Source organism: Methylobacterium sp. WSM2598 (genome assembly GCF_000379105.1).
Classification (GTDB): domain Bacteria; phylum Pseudomonadota; class Alphaproteobacteria; order Rhizobiales; family Beijerinckiaceae; genus Methylobacterium.
The window spans coordinates 160,857-183,274 of the sequence record NZ_KB900609.1; the positions used below are offsets into that span (position 1 = coordinate 160,857).

At 74.2% G+C, this 22,418-nt stretch carries 19 protein-coding genes; 6 read left to right on the plus strand and 13 right to left on the minus strand.

What is annotated here, in order from left to right; translation table 11 throughout:
• Positions 1 to 72: 72 nt before the first annotated feature.
• Both MET2598_RS0100815 and argJ read right to left on the minus strand, forming a co-directional pair.
• Positions 73 to 765 carry an SIMPL domain-containing protein gene (locus MET2598_RS0100815; protein ID WP_018259545.1) on the minus strand — a complete coding sequence of 231 codons (693 nt, stop codon included), beginning with the start codon at positions 763 to 765 and terminating at the stop codon, positions 73 to 75.
• A complete protein-coding gene (gene argJ, locus MET2598_RS0100820) occupies positions 762 to 2,000 on the minus strand; it encodes a bifunctional glutamate N-acetyltransferase/amino-acid acetyltransferase ArgJ (RefSeq protein WP_012334526.1) in 1,239 nt (412 codons plus the stop codon). The genes MET2598_RS0100815 and argJ overlap by 4 nt, the downstream gene beginning before the upstream one ends.
• A gap of 257 nt (positions 2,001 to 2,257) precedes the next feature.
• Between argJ and MET2598_RS0100825 the strand changes: the two genes are divergently transcribed.
• A complete protein-coding gene (locus tag MET2598_RS0100825) occupies positions 2,258 to 3,196 on the plus strand; it encodes a LysR family transcriptional regulator (protein WP_018259546.1) in 939 nt (312 codons plus the stop codon).
• Between the two features lie 81 nt (positions 3,197 to 3,277).
• On the plus strand, positions 3,278 to 4,012 hold the full coding sequence (locus MET2598_RS0100830) for a 4'-phosphopantetheinyl transferase family protein (protein WP_012334524.1): 735 nt from the start codon (positions 3,278 to 3,280) through the stop codon (positions 4,010 to 4,012).
• A 98-nt stretch (positions 4,013 to 4,110) separates the two neighbouring features.
• On the opposite strand, the gene MET2598_RS0100835 is transcribed toward MET2598_RS0100830, so the two are convergent.
• From MET2598_RS0100835 to MET2598_RS0100865, 7 genes are all read right to left on the minus strand, one after another.
• Complete coding sequence (locus MET2598_RS0100835; protein WP_012334523.1) at positions 4,111 to 4,992, minus strand: RNA polymerase factor sigma-32; 882 nt, start codon at positions 4,990 to 4,992, stop codon at positions 4,111 to 4,113.
• A gap of 222 nt (positions 4,993 to 5,214) precedes the next feature.
• Positions 5,215 to 5,808, minus strand: a complete 594-nt coding sequence (locus MET2598_RS0100840; RefSeq protein WP_012334522.1) for a CarD family transcriptional regulator — start codon at positions 5,806 to 5,808, stop codon at positions 5,215 to 5,217.
• A 389-nt stretch (positions 5,809 to 6,197) separates the two neighbouring features.
• The gene (gene fdxA, locus MET2598_RS0100845) at positions 6,198 to 6,536 is read right to left on the minus strand and encodes a ferredoxin FdxA (protein WP_012334521.1); all 339 of its coding nucleotides are present in this window, start codon (positions 6,534 to 6,536) and stop codon (positions 6,198 to 6,200) included.
• A 127-nt stretch (positions 6,537 to 6,663) separates the two neighbouring features.
• Positions 6,664 to 6,945 (minus strand): RNA-binding S4 domain-containing protein, encoded by a 282-nt coding sequence (locus MET2598_RS0100850; RefSeq protein ID WP_012334520.1) that lies wholly within the window; start codon positions 6,943 to 6,945, stop codon positions 6,664 to 6,666.
• Between the two features lie 9 nt (positions 6,946 to 6,954).
• Entirely contained in the window at positions 6,955 to 10,419 is a 3,465-nt protein-coding gene (locus tag MET2598_RS0100855; RefSeq protein WP_012334519.1) for a helicase-related protein, read from the minus strand.
• A 51-nt stretch (positions 10,420 to 10,470) separates the two neighbouring features.
• Positions 10,471 to 10,803: a hypothetical protein gene (locus MET2598_RS0100860; RefSeq protein ID WP_012334518.1), complete on the minus strand. Its 333-nt coding sequence runs from the start codon at positions 10,801 to 10,803 to the stop codon at positions 10,471 to 10,473.
• 193 nt (positions 10,804 to 10,996) lie between these two features.
• Positions 10,997 to 11,386 carry a hypothetical protein gene (locus tag MET2598_RS0100865; protein WP_012334517.1) on the minus strand — a complete coding sequence of 130 codons (390 nt, stop codon included), beginning with the start codon at positions 11,384 to 11,386 and terminating at the stop codon, positions 10,997 to 10,999.
• 197 nt (positions 11,387 to 11,583) lie between these two features.
• Between MET2598_RS0100865 and MET2598_RS0100870 the strand changes: the two genes are divergently transcribed.
• Positions 11,584 to 12,828, plus strand: coding sequence for an amidase (locus tag MET2598_RS0100870; protein ID WP_018259548.1), 1,245 nt, complete (start codon positions 11,584 to 11,586; stop codon positions 12,826 to 12,828).
• Between the two features lie 32 nt (positions 12,829 to 12,860).
• On the opposite strand, the gene MET2598_RS0100875 is transcribed toward MET2598_RS0100870, so the two are convergent.
• Together MET2598_RS0100875 and MET2598_RS0100880 are read right to left on the minus strand one after the other, a co-directional pair.
• The gene (locus MET2598_RS0100875; RefSeq protein ID WP_018259549.1) at positions 12,861 to 13,646 is read right to left on the minus strand and encodes a 3-hydroxybutyrate dehydrogenase; all 786 of its coding nucleotides are present in this window, start codon (positions 13,644 to 13,646) and stop codon (positions 12,861 to 12,863) included.
• A gap of 46 nt (positions 13,647 to 13,692) precedes the next feature.
• Positions 13,693 to 14,820 (minus strand): patatin-like phospholipase family protein, encoded by a 1,128-nt coding sequence (locus MET2598_RS0100880; RefSeq protein WP_198292993.1) that lies wholly within the window; start codon positions 14,818 to 14,820, stop codon positions 13,693 to 13,695.
• Between the two features lie 257 nt (positions 14,821 to 15,077).
• On the opposite strand from MET2598_RS0100880, the gene MET2598_RS0100885 reads away from it, so the two are divergent.
• The 3 genes from MET2598_RS0100885 (at position 15,078) to MET2598_RS35780 (ending at position 18,446) form a co-directional block, all read left to right on the plus strand.
• On the plus strand, positions 15,078 to 16,031 hold the full coding sequence (locus MET2598_RS0100885; RefSeq protein WP_012334513.1) for an acetyl-CoA carboxylase carboxyltransferase subunit alpha: 954 nt from the start codon (positions 15,078 to 15,080) through the stop codon (positions 16,029 to 16,031).
• Complete coding sequence (locus MET2598_RS0100890; RefSeq protein WP_012334512.1) at positions 16,028 to 16,747, plus strand: papain-like cysteine peptidase; 720 nt, start codon at positions 16,028 to 16,030, stop codon at positions 16,745 to 16,747. Before MET2598_RS0100885 ends, MET2598_RS0100890 begins: the two co-directional genes overlap by 4 nt.
• A gap of 127 nt (positions 16,748 to 16,874) precedes the next feature.
• Positions 16,875 to 18,446, plus strand: coding sequence for a L,D-transpeptidase family protein (locus MET2598_RS35780; RefSeq protein WP_018259551.1), 1,572 nt, complete (start codon positions 16,875 to 16,877; stop codon positions 18,444 to 18,446).
• Between the two features lie 265 nt (positions 18,447 to 18,711).
• On the opposite strand, the gene MET2598_RS0100900 is transcribed toward MET2598_RS35780, so the two are convergent.
• The gene (locus MET2598_RS0100900) at positions 18,712 to 21,510 is read right to left on the minus strand and encodes a molybdopterin-dependent oxidoreductase (RefSeq protein ID WP_018259552.1); all 2,799 of its coding nucleotides are present in this window, start codon (positions 21,508 to 21,510) and stop codon (positions 18,712 to 18,714) included.
• The gene (locus MET2598_RS0100905) at positions 21,507 to 22,334 is read right to left on the minus strand and encodes an FAD binding domain-containing protein (RefSeq protein ID WP_018259553.1); all 828 of its coding nucleotides are present in this window, start codon (positions 22,332 to 22,334) and stop codon (positions 21,507 to 21,509) included. Before MET2598_RS0100905 ends, MET2598_RS0100900 begins: the two co-directional genes overlap by 4 nt.
• Between the last annotated feature and the right edge of the window lie 84 nt (positions 22,335 to 22,418).

Sequence of the window (22,418 nt, forward strand, 5' to 3'; positions counted from 1 at the left end):
CCGGCGGGAGCGGTATGGGAAGCTCGCCCGGCCTCCCGATCGGGGCGGCCGCCCCTCAGGGGGCAAGGCCCCTCAGGGGGCGATGGTCCAGGTGACCTCGACCGCGGCGCTCACCTCGACGGTTCCGGCCTCGATCGGCACCGCCGGGCCCCTCGCCTTCGCGGCGAAGGCCCGGCCCAGCGGGACCGGCGCGTCGCTGCGGGGCGGGGAGACGATCGCCACGATCCGGCCGAGGCGCAGCGAGGCCGCCCGCGCCAGGGTCTCCGCCTGCCTGACCGCGTCCGCGACGGCGGCGGCCCGCGCCTCGTCCTCGGCCCGGGCGGGGTCGCGCAGCCCGAAGCTCACCCCGTTGATGCGGTCGGCCCCGCCGTCGACGGTGCGGCGCATCAGGTCGCCGAGGCGGCCCGGCTCGGCGAGCCGGATCTGCACCGCGTTCACCGCCAGGTAGCCGTCCGGGGCGTCGCGGACCGTCCCGCCCGGCTCCCGGGCCGGACGGGTGAGCGGCTGCAGCGTCACCGCGGAGGTCGAGACCTCGGCGCCGAACTCCTTGGCGAGGTCGATGAGCCGGCGCGCCGCCTCCGAGTTCTGGTCGAGGGCGGCGGCGGCGCTCGGGCCGCGGCGCTCCACCGCGATCGTGACCGTGACCTCGTCGGGCGGGAGCGCGGTGCTCGCGCGGCCGATCACGCGGATCCGGCCCGCCTCCTGGGCGGCGGCCGGCCCGGCGAGCAGGAGGGCGAGGGCCGCCGCGGCGAGGGCGCGCCTCACGAGCGGTAATCCCCGTTGATCTCCACGTAGGCCTTGGTCAGGTCGCAGGTCCAGACCCGGGCCGCGCCGGCCCCGAGGCCGAGATCGACCCGGATCGTCACCTCCTGGCGGCGCATCACGGCGCTGGCCGCCTCCTCGCTGTAGGCCGGGTCGCGGGCCCCATCGACCGCCACGCGCACGTCCCCGAACCAGATCGCGAGGCGGTCGCGCTCGGCGGGTTCGCCGGCCTTGCCGACCGCCATCACGACGCGGCCCCAATTGGCGTCCTCCCCGGCCACCGCGGTCTTCACCAGGGGCGAGTTGGCGATCGAGAAGGCGATCCGGCGCGCCGAGGCGTCGTCGGCGGCGCCCTCGACCCGCACGGTCACGAACTTGCGGGCGCCCTCGCCGTCGCGCGCCACCAGCTGGGCGAGTTCGACCAGGAGGTCGTCGAGCGCGGCCGCGAATTCCGCCAGGCGCGGATCCTCCGCCGTGGTCACCGGGGCGTGGCCGGCCCGGCCGGTGGCGAAGAGGAGCAGCGTGTCGGAGGTGGACGTGTCGCCGTCGACGGTGACGCAGTTGAAGCTCCGCTCCGCCCCGGCGCGCAGGAGTTCCTGCAGCACCGGCGCCGCGACCGCCGCGTCCGTGAACACGAAGGACAGCATCGTCGCCATGTCGGGAGCGATCATGCCGGCCCCCTTGGCCATGCCGTTGATCGTCACCTCCCGGTCGCCGAGCCGCACGCGGCGGGTCGCGAGCTTCGGGAACGTATCGGTGGTCATGATCGCCCGGGCGGCCTCGGCCCAGTTCTCCGAACCGGGGCTCGCGCGGCCGGCGCAGGCGGTGAGCACGCCCTCGAACTTGCTGGCGTCGAGGGGCTCGCCGATCACCCCGGTCGAGGCGACGAAGACCTGCTCGGGCGCGCAATCCGCGGCCGCGGCGGCGATCTCCGCCGTGAGCGCGACGGCTTGGCGGCCCTTCAGCCCCGTGAAGGCGTTGGCATTGCCGGAATTGACGACCAGGGCGCGCGCCTCGCCCCCGCCGAGCTGGGCGCGGCACCAATCCACCGCCGCCGAGGGGCATTTCGAGCGGGTGAAGACGCCCGCGACCTGCGCGCCCGGATCGAGCAGCACGAGGAGCACGTCCGTGCGCCCCTTGTAGCGGATACCCGCCTGCGCGGTGGCGAGGCGCACGCCCGCGATCGGCGGCAGGTCGGGCACGTCGGCGGGGGCGAGCGGGGAGACGGGATGGGACATGCGAATCTCCGGCCTTCCGCCGGCCCCTCGGCCGGCGCGGCGGTGTGGCCCGGCGCGTGCCCAGCCGTCAACCGGGCGCGTCCCGGCCCCGGCCGGCGCGCCGCCGGAGCGGCCCGCGATCGCGGAAAATCGCTGCCCGGGCCGGCTTCCACGCCGCCCGGATGACGAATCGACCTGATCTAGAGTTGAAATTCAGCACCTAGAGAGGCAATCTCCGGAGGAGTGACGTAACACCCGCACCCCTGCCGGAGGTCCGTTTGCCTCACCCGCAAGTCCTGCGCGACCTCGCGCTGTTCGTGGAGGTCGCCAAGCGCAAGAGCTTCAGCCAAGCGGCCGTCGCGCTCAATGTGCCGATATCGTCGCTCTCGCGGCGAATCACGCAGTTCGAGGCCGCGATCGGGCTGCGGCTTCTGGACCGCACGACCCGGAAGCTCGCGCTGACGCCTCACGGCGAGGCCTATTACGAGCGCGCGATCCGCGTGGTCGAGGAGGCTCAGCGCAGCTTCGACGAGATGATCGCGCAGGCGCGGGGCCCGAGCGGGCTGCTGCGGATCAGCGTCCCGGCGGAGGAGTGGGTGATGCGCCACCTGCCGGGGGTGATCGGGGCCTTCCTGCGGACCCACGAGCAGGTGCGCGTCCACGTCGAGCTGCGCGCGGCGGGGACGGACGCGGCGGCGGAGGATTGCGACCTCGCCATCCTGACCGCGCCGCCGCGCGAGGCCTCGATGGTCGCCCGCCGGCTCGGCAGCCTGGAGACGGGCCTGTTCGCGGCCCCCGCCTACCTGGCCCGCGTCGGGACCCCGCGCCACCCGGGCGAGCTCGCGCAGCACGCGCTGCTCGCCGCGGCGCCGGGCGGCGAGTCCCTGGAGCTGCGGCGCGACGACGAGGTCGTCACGGTCACGGCGAGCGGGGCGGTCTCCTGCACCAGCGGGCCGCTCGCCCGGCGCTTCGCGGCCTCCGGCGACGGCCTCGCCCTGCTGCCGCTGATCGACGGCCACGGGCCCGCGTTCCGGCGCGTCCTGCCCGAGTGGAGCGGCCCGCCGGTCCCGGTGCTTCTGGTGACGACCTCGCACCTGACGCCCGCGAAGGCCCGGGCCTTCATCGAGGTGGCCGGGCGCGAATTGTCCGCGCTCCTCGGCGTCGCGGAGGGCCTGCCCGGCCTCGAGGACGCGGCGCCCGCGGCGCGCTGCGCCTGAGGCGCGACGCCCGACGCGCGAGGCCCCGCTTTGCGGCGCGCCGCCGCCCTGCTAGCTCCCTGCCGGGCGGGGAGGGGCGCGATGACGACCGCGGAGAACGGCGACGACCGGGACGGGACGGCGGCCCTCGCCGGGCTCGCGCCGCGTCTCGCTCCCGGGGCGGCCCTCGCCGTGGTTGCGCGGGCGGAGGCGGTCGTGGCCGGTCTGTCCCCGGCGCAGCGGGCCCTGCCGCCGGACGAGGCCGCGCGGATCGCGCGGTTCCTGCAGGAGCGCGACCGCTTCGAGCGCGAGGCGGCCCACGGGCTCCTGCGCCACCTCCTCGCCGCCGCCCTCGACCGGCCGCCGGGCGGGATCGTGCTGATCCGCGACGCGTCCGGGCGGCCGGCCCTTCCCGGCACGCCGGATCTCGACTTCAACATCAGCCACGGGGCGGGCTGGATCGCGGTGGCTCTGGCCCGGGGCGGGCGCGTCGGCATCGACGTGGAGGGGGCGAGCCGTCCGGTCGATTGGGACGGGGTGGCGCGGTCCTTCCTGCACCCGGCCGAGCTGAGCCAGTACCGGGCCCTGCCGGAGGCGCGGCGCCCGGCGCGGGCCCTCGAACTCTGGACCGTCAAGGAGGCGTTCGTGAAGGCGAGCGGGGAGGGAATCGCCGCCGCGCCCCAGACCGTGCTGCTCGCGGCCGCGGACGAGCATTGGTCGCTTCGCCGCGAGGGTCTGCGGCTGCGGGCGCGATCGCGCCTGCTGCCCGACGGCGCCCGCCTCGCCTGGGCCGGCGAGGAGAGCCTGCGCTGGCAGGTGCTGCGCGGGGTGGCGTGAGGCTCCCGGCGAGGAGCGGCGCGGCGTCCGCTCGGATCACGACGGGTCGCGGGGTCTCGTGGCGGGATCGGCGGCCGCTGTCGCAACAGCCGCGCGGCTCAGATGATCGCGCTCATGCCGCCGCCCGGCTGCTGCGGGAAGCGCTCGGCCAGCGCGCGGCGGAGCTTCTCCAGGGCGCGGTTCTCGATCTGGCGCACGCGCTCCTTCGAGATGCCGAGCCGGTGGCCCAGGGCCTCCAGGGTCGCCTGATCCTCGGCCAGCCGCCGCTCGTGCAGGATGCGCAGCTCGCGCTCCGACAGGACGGTGAGGGCCTGCCTGAGCCAAGTGAGGCGCCGCTCGCCGTCCACCGCGTCCGAGACCGCCTCGTCGGGCAGGGGCGAGGTGTCGACCAGGAAATCCACCCGCTCCGCCGACGCGTCGCCCTCGTCGGTGATCGGGGCGTTGAGCGACATGTCGGGGCCCGACAGGCGCGCATCCATCAGCGCCACGTCCTCCCGCGAGACGCCGATCGCCGTGGCGATGCGCCGGTGGATCTCGTCGCCGACCCGCTCGTCGGTCGATTGCATCAGGCGGGCGCGCAGGCGCCGCAGGTTGAAGAACAGGGCCTTCTGCGCCGAGGAGGTGCCGCCCCGCACGATCGACCAGTTGCGCAGGATGTAGTCCTGGATCGACGCCCGGATCCACCACGTCGCGTAGGTGGAGAAGCGGACGTCCCGCTCCGGCTCGAAGCGGGCGGCCGCCTCCATCAGCCCGACATGGCCCTCCTGGACGAGGTCGGCCATGGGCAGGCCGTAATGGCGGAAGCGGCCCGCCAGCGCGATGACGAGGCGCATATGGGCGGAGATCAGGCGGTGCAGGGCCTGCTCGTCGCGCTTGTCCTTCCACCGCACCGCGAGCCCGCGCTCCTCCTCGCGTTCGAGGAAGGGCGCGTCCATCGCCATGCGGACGAACTGCCGACGAATTCCTGCGATTTCCGCCATCCCCGCCTCCGCCAGCACGCGCGCTCGTTGCCCGGGCGGGATCGCGCGAGACCGCGCGCATCCGATCGGTGTCCCGACGGGCCTCCGACAACGGCCCATCCGCAGCGTTGGTTCCGCGCCGCGGCGGGCCGGCGCGGGAACTCAGGGGAGGTGTGGCGCGAAGGCAACAAAAAGCCCGGCCTCGCGGCCGGGCTCTCGAAAAATCGTGCGAAAAAGGCCCGATCAGGCCGCCTCGGCCTCGTCCTGAATGTCCTCGGCGTCGCCTTCCGCCTCCGCTTCGGCGTTCTTGGCGCGCCGGGGCGACTTGGCGAGGCTCTGCTCGATCAGCTTGAGCGATTCCGTATCCGTGATTTTGTTGACCGCGGCAATCTCGCGCACCACCCGATCCAGCGCCGCCTCGTAGAGCTGGCGCTCGGAATAGGACTGCTCGGGCTGGGCCTCCGAGCGGTAGAGGTCGCGCACCACCTCGGTGACCGCGATGAGGTCGCCGGAATTGATCTTCGCCTCGTATTCCTGGGCGCGGCGCGACCACATCGTGCGCTTCACCCGGGCGCGGCCGGTGAGCACGTCGAGCGCCTTCTTGACCAGGTCGGGTTCGGCCAGCTTGCGCATGCCGACCGCGTTCGCCTTCGCGGTCGGGACCCGGAGCACCATCTTGTCCTTCTCGAACGACACCACGAAAAGCTCGAGCTTGTAGCCGGCGATCTCCTGCTCCTCGATGGCCGTGATGCGGCCTACACCGTGAGCGGGATACACGATCGCTTCGCCGGTCTTGAAGCCCTGGCGGGCAGCAGTCGTCTTCTTGGCGGTCGTCATGCGGGGGTGGCCTCCAGATCGCCGTCCACGGTCTACTCGCCGCGGGCGGGTCATTCGTCCGGGTCAGGGGGCCCGGCTGAAAACAATGCCAGTCGGACGCCCGAGGAAGCGCCCGCCAGTCCCTGTCAACCGATAGCTAAGGAACGTCCGATCAGGCCGCGGATCAGGAAAAACCCTCCACGGCTGAACCTCATGCGGCGGGGCCCCTTCGAGAAATAGTCCCGCTCGGCGGGCGAGTGCCGCACGTCGGACGTAAGCGACGGCGATATGGACCCTAGCACGGAGAGCCCCGAAAATCAAAAAAATTCAGGCGCACGGCGCGCATGCCAGCGCCCCGTGCACCGTATACAATCAGCCCGGAACCGCGGCCGCGGCCGCGGCGGCGCGGCTCAGTCGCCGGTCCCGGGATTGCTCGAGAAATGGGCGTCGAACTTGCCCGCGACGCCGTCCCACTCCTTGGCGTCGCTCGGGGCGGTCTTCTTCTGCGTGATGTTGGGCCAGTTCTTGGCGAAGTCGGCGTTGAGCTTCAGCCAGCGCTCCAGGCCCGGCTCGGTATCGGGCTTGATCGCCTCGGCGGGGCATTCCGGCTCGCAGACGCCGCAGTCGATGCACTCGTCCGGGTGAATGACGAGCATGTTCTCACCCTCGTAGAAGCAGTCGACCGGGCACACTTCCACGCAGTCCATGTACTTGCACTTGATGCAATTCTCGGTGACGACGTAGGTCATGAGCCTGTCGGTCCTTGAGGAGCGTGAGGGGGCGTTGCGAAGCCCGGCATTCTCCGCCGCGCTCTAGCCCCTGACCGGGACGCTGGCAAGCACCCGAACGCCGCAACCGACGCCTTCGGCGGGGTCGTCACCCGGGCGCGACGCCGCCCGCCACGTCCGCGTAGAGGAGGCGGGCCTCCGGGGCGGGGCCGCGGCGCTCGCCGAGCGCCACCACGCGCACCGCCACGGTGGCGTGCGCGGCCGCCACCGTGACGACGTCGCCCACCGCGACCGCCTTCGAGGCCGCCTCGGCGCGCTGCCCGTTCACCCGCACGTAGCCGTCCGCGATCAGGCGGGCGGCGAGGCTGCGCGTCTTCGCGAAGCGGGCGAACCACAGCCACTTGTCGAGGCGCTGGCGATCGTCCCGCATGGCGCCGCGTCAGCGCTTCTCGGAATCCCTCGCCTCCATCTGCGCCTTGAGGGCGAGGAGCTTGGCGAAGGGGGAATCCGGGTCCGGGGCCCGCTCGCGGCGCGGCGGGCGGCTGTCGCCCTGACCGCGATAGCCGCCGTCGCGCCGCTCCTGCGGCGGGCGGCCGCCGCGCTCGTCCGGCCCGCGGCCGTTCTGGGCGCCGCGGGGCGGCCGCCCCTCGGCGCGGGCACCCTCCTGACGGCCGTGCTCCGCCCGACCCTGGTCCGCCCGGACCCCGTCCGCCGGGCGCTCGCCCCAGCGCGGCCCCGGCCGGCCCTGCGGGCGGGGGCGATCGCCGGTCTGGTTCTCGTCGCGGCGCGGGGGGCGTCCGTCCTGGTGGGAGCGTCCCTGGGCCTGCGGGCCGTTCTGCGGCCGGCCGCGCCCCTGGTGCCGGTTGGCCTGACCCCGCGGGTGCCGGTGGAGGCGCCACACCTCGATCAGGATCGGCTCGGCGGGAACGGCCGGCGCGGCCTCCTGCGCCGGTTCGCCGTCCTGGTCCGGCGCAGCCTCCTGCCCCGCATCGGACGCCTCGACCCCGTGCGCCGGCTCCGCCGCCTCGGTCGGCTCCGTCGCCGCGTCGGCCGGAACCTCGGGCTGCGCCTCCGCGCCGAACTCCGCCGCTGCCGCGGCCTCGGCCTCGGCCGCCGGGGCGCTGTCCTGCTCCGCCGGCTCGGCCGGGGCAGCCTCGGCCGCCGCTTCGGCCGTCACGGCCTCGTCGGATCCCGCCGCCTCGGCAGGCCCCGCCTCGGTCGATTCCGCCTGTGCCGCGTCCTCGGCCGCCGCGGATTCCGCCTGCGCGGTCTCGGCTTGGTTCGTCTCGGCTTGACCCGCCTCGGGCTGGCCCAACTCGGCCTGCGCGGCTTCGGCCTCCGGCTGTCCGTGCTCCTCCGCCCCGGCGGATTGCGCCGCGGAAGCGGGCCGGACCGGCGCGGTGGCGGCGGCGGGGCGCAGCGGCACCGTGATGGCTGGGCCGGCGCGCCGGTCCACGACGTAGCCGAGGGATTTCAGGATCGAGGCGAAGTCCTCTCCCGAGCAGCCGACCAGCGAGGTCATGCCGACGGTCGGCACGAAGCCGTCCCGGTCGGCGGCGCCGGGTGGGGGCTCGCCGGGCGTGGTCCCGGGCACGTAGGCGATGGCCGGCCGGATCAGGTCGGCGAGGCGCTCCAGGATGTCGACGCGCACCGCGCGCCCGCCGCAGACCCGGAAGCCCGCCGCCCGGTAGAGGCCCTTGGCGATCTCCGGGTTGACCGGCATCGAGGTGCGGCCCGAACTCGCCAGATGGGCGATCTCGTCGAGGCCGGCCTGATCGAGGCCGCCATTCTGCAGGGCCCAGAGCTGGGCGGCCAGCGTGCGCGGCGCGGGCTTGAGCAGGGCCGGCATGTAGATGTGGTAGGCGCCGAAGCGCACCCCGCGCTTGCGCAGGGCGGCGCGGCCCTCCTGGTCGAGGCTGCGCATCTCGTTGAGGACGCGGGCGCGCTCCAGCACGCCGAGCGACTCCGAGACCTGGAAGCCGATGCCGCGGGCGAGCCCGGCGAGGTCCTCGGCGGCCTCGAGTTCGAGGGCCGGTCCGAGCAGGCGCACGATGTGGGCCTTGAGCCACGCCTGCAGGCGCCCCTCGACCTTGTCGCGGGCCGGGCCGGTCAGCTGCTCGTCCGCGAGGATGCGCAGGGCCGGCGCGTAGAGCTTGTCGCCGGGCACGAGCTTGGCGACCGGGTCGCCGGTCCAGCGGATGGTGCCGTCGTTCGACAGGACCAGGGCCGCGTCGGCGGCGGCGGCGAAGCGGTCGGCCCGCGCCTCGATCTCGCCCGCAAGCGCCTTCTCGGCGACGCTCCGGAGGGTCTTGGCTTCCTGGCCCTCCGCGCCAGGGTCCGGCACGAACTGGAACCCGTGCAGGTGGCCGACGTGCTGGCCTTCGACCGTCACGTCGCCGCCCGCGGTGATCTCAGCTTCCAACATGGTGTTCTCTCTCAGGCGCCGCATCAGGACGCTGGTGCGCCGATCCACGAAGCGACTCGCCAGCCGCTCGTGAAGCGCGTCGGACAGCCTGTCCTCTACCCGACGCGTCTCGCCCTGCCAATGCTCCGGGTCCTGGAGCCAGTCGGGGCGGTTCGCGACGAAGGTCCAGGTCCGCACCTGGGCGATGCGCTGGGAGAGGGTGTCGATGTCGCCGTCGATCCGGTCGACCATGGCGACGTGCTTGGCGAACCAATCGGCCGGGATCCGCCCGGCCATGCCCCGCATCAGGAAGCGGTAGAGCTGGGCGATCAGGTCGGCATGGGTCTGGATCGGGGTCTTGCGGTAGTCGGGCACCCCGCAGACCGCCCAGAGCCGCTCGACCGCGCCGCCGCGGCCCGACGCGACGTCGCGGATGTCGTCCTCGCGGGCGAGGAGGTCGAGGGCCGCCTCGTCGTCCCCGCGCGGCGCGCGCACGAGCCCGCGCTCGGCCGGGTGCTCGGCGAGGCTGGCCTGCAGGGTGGCCACGGACGTGAAATCGAGGTCGGGGTTGCGCCATTGCAGGACGCGCGTGGGCTCGAAGCTGTGGCTCTCCAGCGCCTCCACCATCTCGGGCTCGAAGGGCGGGCAGCGGCCGGTCGAGCCGAAGGTCCCGTCGCGCAGGTGGCGCCCGGCGCGGCCGGCGATCTGCGCCATCTCGGCCGGGCTGAGGCCGCGGAAGCGGGTGCCGTCGAACTTGCGGTTCGACGCGAAGGCGACGTGGTCGACGTCGAGGTTGAGCCCCATGCCGATCGCGTCGGTCGCCACGAGGTAGTCGACGTCGCCCGATTGGTAGAGCTCGACCTGGGCGTTGCGGGTGCGCGGCGAGAGGGCGCCGAGCACCACCGCGGCCCCGCCGCGCTGGCGGCGCAGGAGCTCGGCGATGGCGTAGACCTCCTCGGCCGAGAAGGCCACGATGGCGGTGCGGTGGGGCAGGCGCGACAGGCGCTTCTCGCCCGCGAAGCCGAGCTGCGACAGGCGCGGCCGCGTGGTGACGTGGACGCCGGGGATCAGGGCCTGGACCAGCGGCCCCATCGTGCCGGAGCCGATCAGCAGGGTCTCCTCGCGGCCGCGCTGGTGCAGCAGCCGGTCCGTGAAGGTGTGGCCGCGATCCATGTCGGCGCCGAGCTGGATCTCGTCGACGGCGACGAAATCGACGCCGCGGTCGCGCGGCATCGCCTCGGCGGTGCAGATCCAGTAGCTCGGCCGGTCCGGCTTGATCTTCTCCTCGCCGGTGACGAGGGCGACGCGCTCGGGGCCGACGCGCTCAACGACCCGGTGGTAGACCTCCCGGGCGAGGAGCCGCAGGGGCAGCCCGATCATGCCGGTCGGGTGGGCGAGCATGCGCTCGATCGCGAGGTGGGTCTTGCCGGTATTGGTCGGGCCGAGCACCGCCGTGACGCCGCGCGCACGGGCCTGCGGGGGGAGGGAGCGGCGGGTCATCAAGGCGGGTGTCAGTCCTCGCGGCTGTCGCCCGGATCGGCGGGCGGGCCTTCAACGCGGCAGGGGGCGGCTCCCGTCGCGGCGGCGCGGGCCGGAATGCCGCGTCTCGTCTCCATATGGGGCGGGCGTGCCCGTCGCGCCATCCGCGCCCGACGCGGGGGCCGGGGCGTAGAGGTCGAGGCGCAGCGGCGTGCGCCGCGTGCCCGAGAGGTCGGCGCAGAGGGTCTCCGGCACGGCGGTGATCGGTCCGGGCCGGCCGCCCGCCGTCACCTGGGCGGAGGAGTAGGCGTCCCCGCCGCAGCCGGCCTCGGCCGCCAGCGCGGGGGGCAGCGCCGCGAGCGCGGCGGTCAGGGCCGCGAGCGCGGCGGCGAGGCGGATGATCATCGTGTCCCTGCCGGGTCGGACGGTCGTGCCAGGCTAAGGGCGCTTCCTTGCCAAAAGATGCAGCGGGCCCGCGCCGTCAGGGCCTGCCGCCGGGCCTGCCCGGTGCCGGGGTGCTGATCCGCTCCGACCCCGGCGGATGTCGGCTTCGCTCAAGCCCGGCCCGGGATGCCGGCCCGAGCCCGGCCCGCGCGGCTCAATGCGCTCCGATGGCGCGGGCGACGTCCTCGAACTGGTGCTGCATCGTCGAGATCCGGTCGAGCGTCGCCTGTCGGGTGCAGGCCGGCATCGTCATGCCGTAGAAGAAGCCGCCCTCCTCGCGCAGCCTGCGGCAGTTGAGGTAGCCCGGCCCGTAGGTTACGCCGAGCATCACGGCGGCCGTGACGAGGAGCTTCAGCACCAGGCGGATCGGCCAGGGGATGTAGGAGGCCGGGCGCTCCCCCGGCTCCTTCCTGCTGCCGCGGGAGGGTGGGGCGGCCGATTCGTAGTGGATCTCGGGCGCGCCCGGCCGGCGCGTCAGCCGCGCCATCCGGTCGGGCAGCGCCGCTGCCGCGCGGTCCGCGCCGTGCTGGTCGTGTCGCGCCATCCGTCGCCCCCTCGATCGACCGGCCCACCAAACCAGACCTGACTTAAGCGTGCGTTGAGGGCGGCCCCTGCATTGAGGGCGGGAGACGGCGCGGTTCTCGCGCCCCACGACCGGGACGTCCTTGACACCACCAGTGCGCGTGCGTCCAAGCGGGAGCAGGGCCCGCTGCCGGGTCCGTGACGGCACAGGAGGCTCGGATGCTCTCGCTTCTCGATCTGCGCGCCCGCATCGGCGACGGCCGCCTCACGGCCGAGGGGGCGATCACCCAGGCCCGGGAGGCCATCGCTGCCGGCGACCGCGAGGTCGGCGCGATCCTGCGCACCCTGCCTCCCGGCCCGGTGCCCGCGGAGGGGCCGCTCGCCGGCATCGCGGTCGGCGTCAAGGACATCATCGACACCGCCGACCTCGCGACCGAGATGGGCTCGGCGATCTACGCGGGCTGGCGCCCGCGGGCGGACGCGCCCGTGGTGGCGCGGCTGCGCCGCCTCGGCGCCGTGCCCCTCGCCAAGACGACGACGACCGCCTTCGCCTTCCTCGACCCGACGCCGACCCGCAATCCCCGCAACCTCGCGCACACGCCGGGGGGCTCCTCGGCCGGCTCCGCCGCCGCGGTCGCGGCCGGGCTGGTGCCGCTCGCCCTCGGCACCCAGACCGGCGGCTCGGTGATCCGCCCCGCCGCCTTCTGCGGGGTGGTCGGGGTCAAGCCGTCCTTCCGCCTGCTGCCCACCGTCGGGGTGAAGACCTATTCCTGGGCCCTCGACACGGTCGGCCTCTTCGCGGCCCGGGTGGCGGACGCGGCCCGGGCCCTGGCGCTCCTCGCCGCGCGGCCGGCGATCGACCTTCCGGCGGGGGATCCCGGCCAGCCCCGGATCGGCGTGGTGCGGCAGGATTTCTGCGCGCCGCCCGCCCGCGAGGCGCTCGCCGCCCTCGACCGCGCCGCCGCGGCGGCGGAGCGGGCGGGCGCGCGGGTGCGCGACCTCGCCCTGCCGCCGCTCTTCGGCGAGGCCTTCGCGGTCCACCCGGTGATCCAGGATTACGAGGCCGCCCAGGCGCTCGCCTGGGAATACGACACCCACCGCGACGCGCTGCCGCCGCTCCTGCGCGCCCAGCTCGACGCGGCGCGCGAGATCCCCACCGAGGCCTACGATTCGGGCCGGCGCGTGGCCCACCGGGCCCGGCGCAGCCTCAAGGACGTCTTCGCGGAGGACGGCGTCGACGTGATCCTGACCCTCGCGGCCCCGGGGCCGGCGCCGGAGGGCCTCGCCTCCACGGGCGACGCGCGCTTCAACCGCCTCTGGACGCTGATGGGGGTGCCCTGCGTGACCGTGCCGGTCGAGACCGACGCGAACGGCCTGCCGCTCGGCGTGCAGGTCATCGCCCGCTTCGGCGACGACGGCCGGGCGCTGGCCGCCGCGCGGCTGATCGAGCGCGCCCTCGGCTGAGGGCCGGCCGGCGCGGAGCCGGCCGGGCGCCGTCAGGCGGCGGTCCAGCCGCCGTCGACCGAGATGTTGGCGCCGGTGATCTGGCTCGCCGCATCCGAGCACAGGAAGACCGCGAGCGCCGCCACCTGGTCGACGGTCACGAATTCCTTGGTGGGCTGGGCCGCCAGCAGCACGTCGTTGATCACCTGCTCCCGGGTCAGGCCCCGCGCCTTCATGGTGTCGGGGATCTGGCTCTCCACGAGCGGCGTCCAGACGTAGCCCGGCGAGATGCAGTTCACCGTGACCTTGTGCGGCGCGAGTTCGAGCGCCGCGGTCTTGGTGAGCCCGGCGATGCCGTGCTTGGCCGAGACGTAAGCGGACTTGTAGGGCGAGGCCACCAGCGAGTGGGCCGAGGCCGTGTTGATGATCCGGCCCCAGCCCTTGCGCTTCATGCCGGGGATCGCGGCCCGCATCGCGTGGAACGCGGAGGAGAGGTTGATCGCGATGATCTGATCCCACTTGGCGAGCGGGAACTCCTCGATCGGCGAGACGAACTGGATGCCGGCGTTGTTCACCAGCACGTCGACGGCCCCGAAGGCGGATTCCGCCTCGGCGATCATCCCGGCGATCTCCTCCGGCTTCGACATGTCGGCGCCCGAGTAGAGCGCCTTCACGCCGAACTCGGACTCGATGCCGGCGCGCTCGCGCTCGATCTCCTCCGGCTTCCCGAAGCCGTTGAGCACCACGTTGGCGCCTTCCTTGGCGAAGGCGCGCGCGATGGCGAGGCCGATTCCGCTCGTCGATCCGGTCACGACAGCGGTCTTCGCGGTGAGGGTCATGCAAGCCTCCTGGCTCGATGGGGAAGGGGGACCGCCGGGGCGGGGCTCAGTCGCGGGCGTCCCGCGTGAGGTCGAACACCGCGACGCCCGCCTCATCCGGCCGGCAGCGCGCGAGCCACTCGCGGTGGCGGAACGAGCGGCGCACGTCGCTGCGGCCGGCCGACCAATGCTCCAGCATGGTCTGGCGCGAGAACTCGTAATCCTTGGCGTTGCCCTCGTAGGTCTTTCGCCGGTAGATCAGCTGCAGGATCGACACCGCGTTCTCGTGGCTGATCTCCGAGAGGAAGGCCGCGTCCGGGTCCTCGCGCAGCTCCGGCGGCAGCTTCTCGGCGAGGCGCCGGAAGGCGGTCTTGGCCCGCCGGATCTCGACCTGGTCGTTGGTGTTCATCCGCGTGCGGCTGGAGTAGCGGATGTCCTTCTCGCGCTCGGCCGCCTCCGAGAGGGTGCGGGGCATCGGCCCGCGGGCGCTGAACAGGTCGACCTGGAAGATCATCAGGTCCCGGCAGCGCTCCTCGTCGAGGACGTGCTGCAGGGGCGTGTTCGAGACCAGGCCGCCGTCCCAGTAATGCTCGCCCTCGATCTCGACCGGCGGGAAACCCGGCGGCAGGGCGCCCGAGGCCATGATGTGCTCGGGGCCGATCTCGTCGCGCAGGTTGTCGAAATACGTGAAGTTGCCGGTCCGGATGTTGACGGCCCCGACGCTGAGGCGCGTCTCGCGCCGGTTGATCCGGTCGAAATCGACGAGCTGGAGCAGCGTCTCGCGCAACGCCGCGGTGTCGTAGTAGCTCAGCGCCTCGGGCGCGCCGGGCGGGAACAGGTAGGGCGGGGGCAGCCGGGGCTGAAAGAAGCCCGCGATCCCGAAGGTGGCGCCGAAATTCGCGCTGATCTCGTTGAGCAGGCTGCGCGCCTGCTCGCCCGGCCAGAGCGGCTGCACCTGGAAGCCGGAGCTGACCTGCTCCCAGAAGCTGCGCAGCCGCGCCACGCGGCGCTCCGGCGGGTTGCCGGCGACGATCGCGGCGTTGATCGCCCCGATCGAGATGCCGGCGACCCATTCGGGCGCGATCCCGCCCTCCTGCATCGCCTCGACGACGCCGGCCTGGTAGGAGCCGAGCGCGCCGCCCCCCTGCAGGACGAGCACGTGGCACTCGTCCCGGTTGCCCTCGCGCGATGCCATCCGGCCCGTCTCCGCATCCCGTCCGATCTCGCGCGCCAGCATGACGCTCCGGTGACGAAGAGCAAGGGACGGGCGGGCGGGCGCAGCCCCGCGGCCGGCGCGGGCCGCGCCGATCGCGGGTTGACAGGGCCGGGCCCGTCCGCCAAGCGGTGCCCGCCCGCCGCGCGGCCCTCGCCGGCCGGACGCTCCGCATGCGGGGCCGGGCCCTGTCAGGAGCCGGCCGCGCGCCCCCGACGGACCGATCAGCACGGGATCCGATGCGCTCCTACCTCGATTTCGAAAAGCCGGTCGCCGAACTCGAGGCCAAGCTGGAGGAGTTGCGCGCCCTCGGCGCCCGCGACGGCGCGGTGGCGATCGCCGAGGACGTGGCGCGGCTCGAGAGCAAGGCCGCCGCGGCCCTCGCCGAGCTCTACGCCGCCCTCACGCCCTGGCAGAAGACGCAGGTCGCCCGCCATCCGCAGCGCCCGCACTTCGTCGATTACTGCGACGCGCTGATCAGCGAGTTCACGCCGCTGGCCGGCGACCGCAGCTTCGGCGAGGACGAGGCCATCGTGGGCGGCTTCGGCCGCTTCCGCGGGCGGCCCGTCTGCGTGATCGGGCAGGAGAAGGGCGCCAGCACCGAGGCGCGCATCCGCCACAATTTCGGCATGGCCCGCCCCGAGGGCTACCGCAAGGCGGTCCGCCTCATGGACCTCGCCGGGCGCTTCGGGCTGCCGGTCCTCACCTTCGTCGACACGGCCGGGGCCTATCCGGGCATCGACGCCGAGGAGCGCGGCCAAGCCGAGGCCATCGCCCGCTCGACGGAGGCCTGCCTCGCCCTCGGCACCCCGAACCTCGCCCTGGTGATCGGGGAGGGCGGCTCGGGGGGCGCCATCGCGCTCGCCACCGCCAACCGGGTGCTGATGCTCGAACACGCGATCTACAGCGTGATCTCGCCCGAGGGGGCGGCCTCGATCCTGTGGCGCGACGCCGGGCGCGCGCAGGACGCCGCCACCGCGATGAAGATCACCGCCCAGGACCTGCTGCGCCTCGGCGTGATCGACGCCATCGTGCCCGAGCCGACCGGCGGGGCCCACCGCGACCCGGCGGCCGCATTCCGCGCCGCCGAGGAGGCCATCGCCGAGGGTCTCGCCGGGCTCGACGGCCTCGACGCGGAGGCCCTGCGCGACCAGCGCGCCCAGAAATTCCTCGAGATCGGGCGCAAGCTGTGACCGGCGGGCTCGCGGCCCGGCTGCTCGGCCGCCTCGGCCGCCACGCCGACAGCCGCGAGCCGGGCCGCACCAACCACATCTCGCTGGGCAGCCACTGCCACATGGCGCAGGTGCTGAAGGAGACGGGCCTGCGCGGCTGGTCGGGGCCCTTCGACTGGATCTTCTCCTCGGCCGCGATGGTCCGGGACTGCCTCGCGAACGATTTCGCCCGGCTCCTCGACCCCGCCGAGTACGAGACCGTGCCGCCCGAGGAACGGCCCGACCCGGCGCTGACCCGCTGCCGCCACCGCTACTACCGCGCCTGCTGCGGCGTGCCGGTGGTGTTCAACCACCACGATCCGGCGACCTCGCCCGAGGATTACCGCTTCCTGGAGGCCGGCGTGCGCCGCCTGCGCGCGGCGCTCGCCGATCCGGAGGCGGTCAACCAGCACTACATTCTGTCGGCCTGGCCGGTGGCGCCCGAGGACGCGATCGCCATCTGCGACATGCTGTCACGCGCGCCGTCGCGCAATCGCGTCCTGGTCCTGCAAGTCGAGCCCGGGGCCGCGAGCCCCCGGGCGGAGCGGATCGACCTGGGGATGGAGGATCTCGACTTCCACAGGATTCACACGCGCTCGGCCTCGCTCGGCCTTCGTTTCGCCGAAGACGGCGACGATGCCCTGGTGCGCGATCTCGTCCGGGCCGCCGCGCGGCGCGACCGTCCCGGCCATCGTTGAGCGAGGGACAGGCGGGCCGCCGCTGCTTGCGGTAAGGTCCGGTCAAGCTTAACGAAGCTATGGGGTTGGGCGAGGTCGATCCGAAGCGGCATTGTGCTTCGGGCATTTGGCGAGAACGGGGAGCCCCATGGCGAAGCGTGCGGTGCTGGCGGCAAGCGGTCTCCTGCTCGCCCTGTCCCTCGGGGCCTGCCAGGACGGCGGGATGTACTCCGGCGGCTCGACCCGCCACCTGCAGCCGATCCCGCAGAAGACCGTGGCGCTGATGTCCCAGAAGGGCATGTCGCCGGGCGATCCGATCCTCATCCGGGCCTTCAAGAAGGAATCCGAGATGGAGGTGTGGAAGCGCGGCAGCGACGGCCGCTACGCGCTCCTCAAGACCTTCCCGATCTGCCGCTGGTCCGGCCAGCTCGGCCCGAAGATCCGGCAGGGCGACCGCCAGGCGCCCGAGGGGTTCTACCCGATCACTCCGGGCCAGATGAACCCGAACTCCTCCTACTACCTCTCGTTCGACACCGGCTTCCCGAACGCCTTCGACCGGGCGAACAACCGCACCGGCACCTACCTGATGGTGCACGGGACCTGCTCCTCGGCCGGCTGCTTCGCGATGACCGACGAGGCGATCGCCGAGATCTACGCCATCGCCCGCGAGGCCTTCGCGGGTGGGCAGCGGGCCTTCCAGTTCCAGTCCTACCCGTTTCGGATGAATGCGGAGAACCTCGCCAAGTACCGCAACGACCCGAACATGCCGTTCTGGAAGAACCTCAAGGAGGGCTCGGATTATTTCGAGGCCCTGCACGAGGAGCCGCGGGTCGGGGTCTGCGGCACCCGCTACGTGTTCGGCGGCCAGGATGCGGCGGCGGGGTCCTGCGCCCCGAAGGTCGACCCGCTGGTGGCGGAGAAGCGCGGCAAGGACGAGCAGCAGGTCGCCGAGCTGATCGCCAAGGGCGCTCCGTCCGTGCGGGTGGTCTACAGGGATGGCGGCCAGCACCCGTTCTTCCGCGAGACGGCGCCGAGCGCGCAGCTCTTCGCCGAGCAGGCGCGGCGGCCCGATCTCGGCATGGTGAGCCGGCCGGAAGCGATCGCGGCCGGACCCGACGAGATCCCGGTCGACGCCAAGGGCCGGCCGATCCTGATGGCCGAGGCCAAGGCGGCGGACGCGAAGGCGGCGGACGCGAAGGCGCCGGACGGCAAGGCGCATGACGGCCGGGCCGAGGCCGCGAACGGGGCGGCGGCCCGCAAGCTCGGCGGTGCGAAGCCTTCCGCGAAGCCGACCGCGCTCGCCTTCGCGGCGCCCGCCGCCGAGCCGCCCGCGATCCCGAGCCGGGAGGCCGCGCAGGCGCTCGCCGCCGCGCCGGCCGCCGGCGCGGCGGCGCCCGCCCCGGTGACCGTGGCGAGCGCGGAGGACGACCCGTCGGCCTACCGCAAGCTCCTCGGCAACCTGTTCGGCACCGCCGCGGCGCCGCCGACCGCCCAGGCGGCGCTGCCGCCGCCGCCCGCGCCCGAGCCGACGCCGCCGGCCCCCAGGAAGGCGCCGCACGCCCACCCGGCGGCCAAGACGAGCGACGCGCACAAGCCTGCCGAGGCGCACAAGCCGGCCAATCCCAAGGCCGCCGCCCAGAAGCAGGCGGGCGGCGAGGCCAAGGCGTCGGGGGCGCCGGCCAAGCGGGCCGACGCGGCGGCGACCGCAAAGGCCAATTGAGGCGGCTGCGCGGGCCGACGCGCGCGCTGCACGGCTTCGGCACGATGCTCCTGGCACCCGCAGCAGGAGGAACGATGCGGATGCCGCAACGGTCCCGCCTCACCGGCGGCACTTGTAGGGAATTGGAAGGATCAGCAGGTTCACGGCGCTCTGCCGATATGCGTCCTTGATTCTTCAGGGCTTGAGCGAAGCCGACATCCGCATGGCGACGCAATCCGCCGGATGTCGTACGACACATTCACCCTGAGGCGCCGGCGCAGCAGGGTCAGGACCCGCAGGTGCGCGCCGCCGCGACCGCCCGGTAGATCCGGTCCGGCGCGAAGGGAGTCTCGGTGAGCCGGGCGCCGGTCGCGTCGCGGATGGCGTTGCCGAGCGCCGCCGCCACCGGGTTGAACGGGCTCTCGCTCATCGATTTCGCGCCGAGCGGACCGATCCGGTCGTAGGTGTCGGCGAAGAGGACCTCGGTGCGCGGCACGTCCGCGAAGGCCGGGATATGGTAGCTGCGGAAGCTCTGGGTCTCCACGCGGCCCGCGCCGTCGAGGCGCACCTCCTCGTAGAGCGCCGCGCCGAGCGCCTGCGCCACGCCGCCCTCGATCTGGCCGCGGCACTGCATCGGGTTGATGACCCGGCCCGCATCCGCCGCGTGCAGGCTGCGCAGGATCCGCACCTCGCCGGTCCCCGGATGCACGGCGACCCGGAAAGCCTGCACGTTGAAGGCCACGGAGCGCGGGCTGCCATCCGCGCGCCCGACCGCGTCGAGCGGCGCGAGATCCGCGAGCGGCACCGGGCCGGCCGGGGTCTCGACCGCCTCGCCCGCGAGCCGGCACGCCGCCGGGTCCGTGCCGGTGCGGGCCGCCGCCGCGGCGCGGATCGCCCGCGCCAGGTCCTCCGCCGCCCGCAACGTCGCCTGCCCGGCCACCACCGTGCCGGTGCTGCCGTAGGCGCCGGTGTCGTGGCCGACCGCGTCGGTGTCGGAGGCGTGCAGGCGCACCCGCCCCGGCCGCGTCCCGAGCACCGAGGCGGCGATCTGCCCGTGCACCGTCGCGGTGCCATTGCCGAACTCGGCGGTGCCGACCGCGAGCGCGTAGGTGCCCGCCCCGGTGAGCGAGAGGCGGGCCTCGGCGCGGTGCCCGCGGGGCGGGATCGTGTCGATCATCGCCATCGCCATGCCCTCGCCGACGCGCCAGCCGGGCCCGGGCGGGGCCTCGCCGCCGGGCTCCCGCATCGCCGCCTCGGCGCGGTCGAGGCATTGGTCGAGCCCGTAGGAGCCGTAGGCGACGTCGTGGGGCTCCAGGCTGGTCGAGACCAGGGGATCGCCCGGTCGCACCGCGTTGCGGCGGCGCAGGAGGTAGGGGTCGAGGCCGAGGCCGCGCGCGAGGTCGTCCATCGCCGATTCGACCGCGAAGATGGTCTGGCTCAGGCCGTAGCCCCGGAAGGCCCCCGCCGGCACCGTGTGGGTGTAGACCGAGACGCCGTCCACCCGCTTGTTCGGGCAGCGATAGACGCCGATCACCTCGTTGCAGCCGTGGTGGAGCACGCCGCCCGCGTGGTTGGCGTAGGCGCCGGTCTCGGCGAGCACGTCGAGGGCGATGGCGGTGAGCGTGCCGTCGCGCCGCGCGCCGAGCTTGACGCGGACCCGCATCGGGTGGCGGGTCGTCGCCCCGGTGAACTGCTCGCTGCGCGTGAATTCCCACTTCACCGGCCGCCCGAGGCGCAGCACCGCCAGGGCCACCAAGTCCTCGGTCAGCATCTCCTGCTTGCCGCCGAAGCCGCCGCCGACCCGCCCGCACAGCACCCGCACCTGCGCCCGGTCGAGGCCCAGCAGCGCCGCGAGGGCGTCGCGGGTCAGGAAGGGCACCTGGCTGCTGGTGCGAAGGACGAGGCGGCCCGCCTCGTCGCGCCAGCCCAGCGCCCCGTGCGTCTCCAGGTGGGCGTGCTGGATGCGCTGCGAGCGGTACGTGCCCTCGATCACCAGGTCGGCCTCGGCGAAGCCGGCCTCGACGTCGCCGACCTGTCCGTGCACCTCGGCCGCGAGGTTCGGATGAGGGTGGAGCGGCGGGGCGTCGGCGCCGGGCGGCCCCGGATCGTGGACGCGCGGCGCGTCCGGATCGAGGGCCCGCTCGGCATCGAGCAGGGCCGGGCGCGGCGCGTAGGTCACGACGAGGGCGGCCACACCCGCCTCGGCCGCCGCCTCGCTCTCCGCCACCACCGCGGCGACCCGCTGCCCGACGAAGCGCACGATCCGGTCGAGCATCAGGGTGTCGGGCGCGTCGTCGCGCGGATCCTCGTGGCGCCCGGTCGAGTAGCGGGATGCCGGCACGTCCTCGTGGGTGAATACCGCCACCACCCCCGGCACCGCGAGGGCGGCGGCGCGGTCGACCTGCAGGATCTCCGCGTGGGCGTGGGGCGAGCGCAGCACCTTGAGGTGGAGCAACCCCTCGACCGCGAGGTCGAACGTGTAGCGCGCCCGCCCGCTCACCACCGCCGGCCCGGCCGGGGCGGGCAGGCTGCGGCCGCAGGGATCACCCCCCGCCCCGTCGCCCTCGGCCACGGCGCTGTCCGCGCTCGCGTCCGCGCTGCCGGCGCTCGCGTCGGCGATCCCGGCGATCGCGTCCGCGATCCCGGCGATCGCGTCCGCGATCGCCCGGTAGCCGGTGCAGCGGCAGAGATTGCCCTTAAGGGCGGCGCCGAGGTCGCGCCGCTGGCCCTGGTCGAGGGCGGCGGCGGTCATCACCATGCCGGGCGTGCAGAAGCCGCACTGGAAGCCCTGCGCGGCCAGGAAGGCCTCCTGGACCGGGTGCAGCCGGTCGGGCACCGCCGCATCGGGCCCGCAGGGGCCGGACAGGCCCTCGATCGTCGTGACGGCGCGCCCCTCCGCCCGCAGGGCCGGGACGAGGCAGCTATGCACCGGCTCCCCGTCGAGATGGACCGTGCAGGCGCCGCAATCGCCGGCGTCGCAGCCCTTCTTCACGCCGAACCAGCCGAGGTCGCGCAGCAGGGTGCGCAGGCACTGGCCGGGGCGCGGCGCCGCCTCCTGGGAGAGGCCGTTGACCGTCAGCATCATCCGCGCGCGTCTCCGTCGAGCTCCTGCCGGATCTCCTCGGCGAGGAGGAGGGTGACCTGCCGGCGCCATTCCGGCGCGCCGTGGACGTCGTCGTGGGTGAGGCCCGGCGGGATCGCGTCGGCGAGCGCCGCCGCCAGCGCGCCGGCAGCGGGCAGGGCCGGGAAGGCGATCCGCACCGGGCGGCGGGTCGAGGCCGTGACGGTCAGGGCCAGGGCGCCCGCCGCGTCCCGCGTGCCGATCAGCAGCGCGCCCGAGCGCCCGTTCGGGCTGAGCGAGATCCGCCGGAAGGCGGCGCGCCGCCGCAGCGCCTCGGCCGGCAGGTCGATCCGGCGCAGCACCTCGCCGGGCTGCAGGGCGGTCTCCTGCGGGCCGCGCACGAACTCGGTCACGCGCAGCCACCGCTCGCCGCCGTCGCGCTGCCAGATCAGGCAGGTGCCGTCGAGGGCGGCGGTGAGCGCGATCATCGGGCCGGCCGGCAGGGCCATGCAGAGGTTGCCGCCGACCGTGGCCATGGTCCAGATCTTGAAGGAGCCGAGCAGCGCCCGGCAGCATTGGCCGATCAGCGGCGCCGCGATCCAGGCGGCGGGGCATTCCGCACGGTCGAGGCGCGCGATGGTGCAGGTCGCGCCGATCCGCATGCCCTCCGCGTCGATCTCGAGGGGCGGCCAGCCGAGCCGCGCGAGGTCGATGAGCCGCGTCACGCCGGGCTGCGGCTCGGAGAACAGCCAGGTCCCGCCCGCGAGCCACGCGTCGCCCGGCCGCCACGCGGCCAGATCCTCCCGCCCGCGCGGCGTCAGATGGGCGGTGATCGTGTTGAGGTCCATCTGCTCTCCCGTCCCCTCCCGCGCTGCCCTGGCCGCAGGAAGCCGCCGAGGCAAGAATCCGTCCAGCTTCCGCGAGGCGCCGGG